Genomic DNA, 4,625 nt, shown 5'->3' on the forward strand with positions numbered 1-4,625 from the left:
GCGAGTGCATCCATGTAGGCGCGATAGGGAGCGCCATCGGGAAAGCCCGCCTCGGCCTTGTAGGTGTTGAGATTGAGCATGAGCACAGGTCCGTCGCGTCCGGCCTCGGCGTCATGGCGCAAAGCTGCGAGTTCGCTCTCGTTTCGCTTCAGGTGGTCAGGCGACATCGCGGGCTCCCTTGCGTGTCGTGGACGCGGCAGGCGCGCCCCGACGTGTGCTCACAGCACTGGCTTCAAACGATAGGCTCGTCGCCTTCGATCTTCGTGCGGTGCATCATGCGACCGCAGTCGAGCGGATAGTAGGTTGCGCGGTGCAGGCTTCCGGTGTTGTCCCACATCACAAGATCGCCGACCTTCCAGTCGTGGCTGTAGGTGAACTCGGGGCCGGTGGCGAACGAGCGGAGGCGGATCAGCAGTTCCTCACCGTCGAGCGGGTCGTAGTCGAGGATGTTGTGCGCCGAGTTGCCGATCACCAGCGACTTGCGCCCGGACTTGTGTGTCCAGACCAGCGGCAGCTCCTTGCGGCCGACCGCGCGCCATTCCTGCCACTGCTCGTACGTCGGCTCGGGCGTGACGTCGAGCTGGGTGGCGGCGAGTGCGTGCACTGCCCGCAAGTCGGCCACCAGCGCCTTGTCCTCGTCCGACAGCGCTTCGTAAGCGGCGTAAGTGTTCGCGAACTCGGTGCGGCCGGTTCCTGGAGGTGACAGCACCTTGGCCGAAAGCAGGCTGGCGCGGATCGGCATCGGCGACATGAAGCCGTCGAAATGCCAGAAGAACGCGCCCTTCAGGTATTCCGCGGTGGCGTTCTGCTTCTCGTCGAGGCTGACCTTGTAGATCTCCTCGCCGCGCATCTCGCGCGCGAACTTGCCGAGCGTGTTCGTGAAGGCGACGTGCTCTTCATCGTTAAAGTTGATTTCCGGGAATACGAGCACGCCGCGATGTTCCAGGAGGTCCATGATCTCGCCGCCGAGGTCGCCGGCAAGCAGCTCTTCCTTGGAGTTGAGGACCCGAGCGCCGATCTTCGGCTTGATGTCTTCGCTCCGAAGGGCGGTCAGTTCTTGCGTTGCCATCATCATTCTCCACTTTCCTGAGCGCCATCCCCGAGCGGGCTGTCGCTGTTCTTACGGGGCAATTCGAATCCCGCGATCGCGTCGTAACGAAGCAGGTCGGGGTAGGGCATCGCCTGCGTCCAGCGACGGAAACCATTGTAGGGTAGGGGCTCCTTCGTCCGCCCGGACTGGAGCGTCTTGCCGATGCAGCCGTCCAGGTTGGGCGTATCGAGTATGCGGTCGTTCCTGCGCGTGCTCACAGCGATAACTCACAAGGATAGAAGCGCGGAGCCGGCCTCATCGTACCGTGCGCCTGCAACGGCGTCGGCAGGAATGGCACGCTCGATGGCGGCGATCTCGTCGGGAGAGAGCGCGATTTCGGCCGCGGCGACATTCTCCTCGAGACGGGCGATCTTGGTGGTGCCGGGGATCGCCACGATGTCATCGCCCTTGTGGAGCAGCCACGCGAGCGAAAGCTGCGCCGGCGTGCACGCTTTCTCCGCCGCTATTGCCGCAAGCGTCTCGAACAGGCCGAGGTTCCGCTCCAGCGCGGAGCCTTGCCAGCGGGGCAGGTTGCGTCGGAAGTCGTTGCTCGCCAGCTCCTTGGCTCCGGTGGCAAGAAAGCCTCGGCCCAGCGGGCTGTAGGCGACGAAGCCTATGCCCAGTTCGCGGCAAAGAGGCAGGACGTCCTGCTCGGGATCGCGGGACCAAAGTGAGTATTCCGTCTGCAGCGCCGTGACGGGATGCGTTGCATGGGCGCGGCGGATCGTCTCGGGTGCAGCCTCCGACAAACCGAAGTACCGCACTTTGCCCGCAGCAATCAGGTCGCCAACGGTGCCCGCAACATCCTCGATCAGGACGGCCGGATCGACCCGGTGCTGGTAGAGGAGGTCGATCGTCTCGATCCCCAGCCGCTGCAGCGAAGCGTCACACACCTCGCGAATGTGCTCCGGCCGGCTATTTACGCCGGTGGGCCGGCCCCCCTCCGGCGGGATCGCGAAGCCGAACTTGGTGGCGATCACCACCCGGTCGCGGACCGATCGCAGGGCGCTACCGACCAGCACCTCGTTCTTGAAGGGGCCGTACATCTCCGCGGTATCGAACATGGTCACCCCAAGGTCGACTGCACGGGCGAGGAGGTTCAACGCATCGGCCTCCGCTACGGTGGATCCATAGCTTGCGGTCAGGTTCATGCACCCTAGTCCGAGTGCGGAAACCCAGAGACCCTGGCTTCCCAAATTGCGCTTGTGCATCGGCATTCCTCTCGACCCGGAGTGACTTACGGGTTCTGTTTGAGCCGAGTTTAAGGCACCCAAGCCATCAAGAACACGATAAAACCTGTCGTGTAGCTATAGCGCCGAGGCATACCACGGCTGCCCGAAGCGCAAGGGCAGCGATCTTCGGGACCTGCTGATCCCTCCTGAAATCAATGGGACTTGTCTCAATCTGAGTACCCGCTCTGCTAAGTAGTTCATGATCTGGTGCGGACTGACCGGCGCGATGCCCGGTCCTCATCGGCGATGAACACGTGGAGATGAACAGCATGTTCGATCCTCCCGCATGGCGCCCCGTCTTGGGGATCCACCAGACCTCTCCAGATGTGCTTTGACGCGCCAATAGCTTGTCAGGTACGTCATAGCCCAAGACAATGTGTGTCACGTGAGTATAGGCGTCGGCTATATTTGTTGAGGGGAGCGTGCAGTGGCCGACTTCAAGCGGCTTGGGTACTTCGTCCAAATTGCGGAACTCGGCTCGCTCACGCGCACCGCCGAGCGGTTGCGCATCGCCCAGCCTTCGCTCAGCCGCCAGATGCGGATATTGGAGGAAGAGCTCGGCGTGACTCTGTTCACGCGCGGCCACCGTGGCATGCAATTGACGGAAGCGGGCGAGGCGCTGCGTAGCCGCATCGCTGGTCCATTGCGGCAGATCGGCCATGCGCTTTACGAGATCCGCTCGCTTCCGACGCAGACGGTGGGCAGCGTCAGCTTCGGCATGCCACCAACGTTTGTGTCGGTCTTGGCTCCGGATCTCGCGGAGCGCGTGGCAAACGAAGCGCCGGGTGTCTCGCTGCACATAGTCGAGGGATATTCGGGCCACTTGCTGCAATGGCTCAAGCAAGGGGAGCTCGATGCCGCGATCCTCTACGGACCCACCCCCTCTGGGGTGAACGCGACCCGGCTCCTTGATGACGAGCTGGTGCTGGTCGGCACGAGGGCTCACGTTCCCGAAAGCGGCGAACTCCCGTTTCGTGATCTAGCTCAGATCCCTCTGGTGCTGCCGAGCCATATCCACGGCTTAAGGGTAGCAGTCGAGACTGCGGCAGCGAAAAGCAGGACCCAGCTTGCGATTGCCTTTCAATCAGACTCGTTTCAGCTGATGATGGATCTCGTGGAGAGCGGGCGGATGTGCACGATCCTGCCGCCATCTGCAGTTCAAAAACAAGTTGCCAGCGCTCGCCTGCGTACCGCTCGGATCATCGATCCAGCACCGAAGCGCCAGGTCTTCCTCGCCATGCAATCGGGAGCACAATCCCCGCGCGCGGTAATTGCAGTGGAGGGCTTCCTAAGAGAGGAACTGGCGAGGCTGGTGGACATGGGGGTGTTTGTCGGCGCCCGCATTCGGGGAACGGCAGATTAGCGCAGGGGTATAGCAAACAGACATACCCCAGCGACCGACATTGTCTTAGTCATATGTCTCCACGATGAGCTAGGCCGCCGAAAGGCGGAACTCGGAGAGAGGATGAACATGCAGATTGGTGTTGCCTACCCGACGACCGAGGTCGCCGGAGATCCCGACGCGATCCGCAAGTTCTGCCTCGCCGTCGAGCAGATGGGCTACACGCACCTCATGGCCTACGATCATGTCGTGAAGTGCCCGCACGAGGGGCGCGAGCCGAAGTTGACCGGGCCCTATACCGACAAGGACACCTTCCACGATCCGTTCGTGCTGTTCGGGTTTGCCGCGGCGATCACTACGAAGCTGCAATTTTCGACCGGAGTGCTCGTTCTGCCCCAGCGCCAGACAGTGCTGGTGGCGCAGCAGGCGGCAGACGTCGACTTGGTTTCGCGTGAGCGGCTGCGCCTGGGCGTGGGCATCGGCTGGAACTATGTCGAGTTCGAAGCCCTTGGGCAGAACTTCAAGACACGCGGGCGGCGGGTCGAGGAGCAGGTTGAGTATCTGCGCAAGCTCTGGACCACGCCCATCCTGACCTTCCAGGGCGAGTTCGACCGGATCGATCGCGCCGGGATCAACCCGCGTCCGCGCCGACAGATCCCGCTGTGGATCGGCGGGCACAGCGAAGTTGCTTATGAACGCGGCGCGCGCATCGGCGACGGCTTCGTCTTCGCCGCTTCGGGCGAAGGTGCGGTCGAGGCATGGGGCCGCGTCCAGCACCATTTGCGCGAACTTGGGCGGGAAGAGGCAGAATTTGGCCGCGAACTCCTGGCGCTGTTCGCGCGAGACAAGCAGGAAACCGTCGATCACCTGAGGCGCTGGCGTGATGCGGGCGGCACTCACGCGGGCGTACCGTCCATGAACAAGGGCCTGGGCGGCGATATCGACGCGCACATCGACTACG

5 protein-coding genes are annotated in these 4,625 nt (G+C 62.9%); 2 read left to right on the plus strand and 3 right to left on the minus strand.

The genetic code is table 11. From position 1 onward, the window contains the following. Positions 1 to 232 precede the first annotated feature (232 nt). From ABUH87_RS08285 to ABUH87_RS08295, 3 genes are read right to left on the minus strand one after another with little or no spacing between them, the layout of a single operon-like run. On the minus strand, positions 233 to 1,075 hold the full coding sequence (locus ABUH87_RS08285; protein ID WP_367772414.1) for a TauD/TfdA dioxygenase family protein: 843 nt from the start codon (positions 1,073 to 1,075) through the stop codon (positions 233 to 235). Further along, complete coding sequence (locus ABUH87_RS08290) at positions 1,072 to 1,308, minus strand: hypothetical protein (RefSeq protein WP_367772416.1); 237 nt, start codon at positions 1,306 to 1,308, stop codon at positions 1,072 to 1,074. The genes ABUH87_RS08285 and ABUH87_RS08290 overlap by 4 nt, the downstream gene beginning before the upstream one ends. Positions 1,309 to 1,317: 9 nt before the next feature. Continuing rightward, entirely contained in the window at positions 1,318 to 2,301 is a 984-nt protein-coding gene (locus ABUH87_RS08295; RefSeq protein WP_367772418.1) for an aldo/keto reductase, read from the minus strand. Positions 2,302 to 2,749: 448 nt separating this feature from the next. Between ABUH87_RS08295 and ABUH87_RS08300 the strand changes: the two genes are divergently transcribed. After that, a complete protein-coding gene (locus ABUH87_RS08300; protein WP_367772420.1) occupies positions 2,750 to 3,685 on the plus strand; it encodes a LysR family transcriptional regulator in 936 nt (311 codons plus the stop codon). A 102-nt stretch (positions 3,686 to 3,787) separates the two neighbouring features. Then, the coding region (locus ABUH87_RS08305; protein WP_367772422.1) for an LLM class F420-dependent oxidoreductase at positions 3,788 to 4,625 on the plus strand (838 nt) is incomplete at its 3' end.

Source organism: Novosphingobium rhizovicinum (assembly GCF_040813635.1).
Lineage (GTDB): Bacteria > Pseudomonadota > Alphaproteobacteria > Sphingomonadales > Sphingomonadaceae > Novosphingobium > Novosphingobium rhizovicinum.

Excerpts from the sequence above, each read along its gene's own strand:
- ABUH87_RS08285 (WP_367772414.1), bottom strand. The coding sequence starts at position 1,075 with ATGATGATGGCAACGCAAGAACTGACCGCCCTTCGGAGCGAAGACATC.
- ABUH87_RS08295 (WP_367772418.1), bottom strand. The coding sequence starts at position 2,301 with ATGCACAAGCGCAATTTGGGAAGCCAGGGTCTCTGGGTTTCCGCACTC.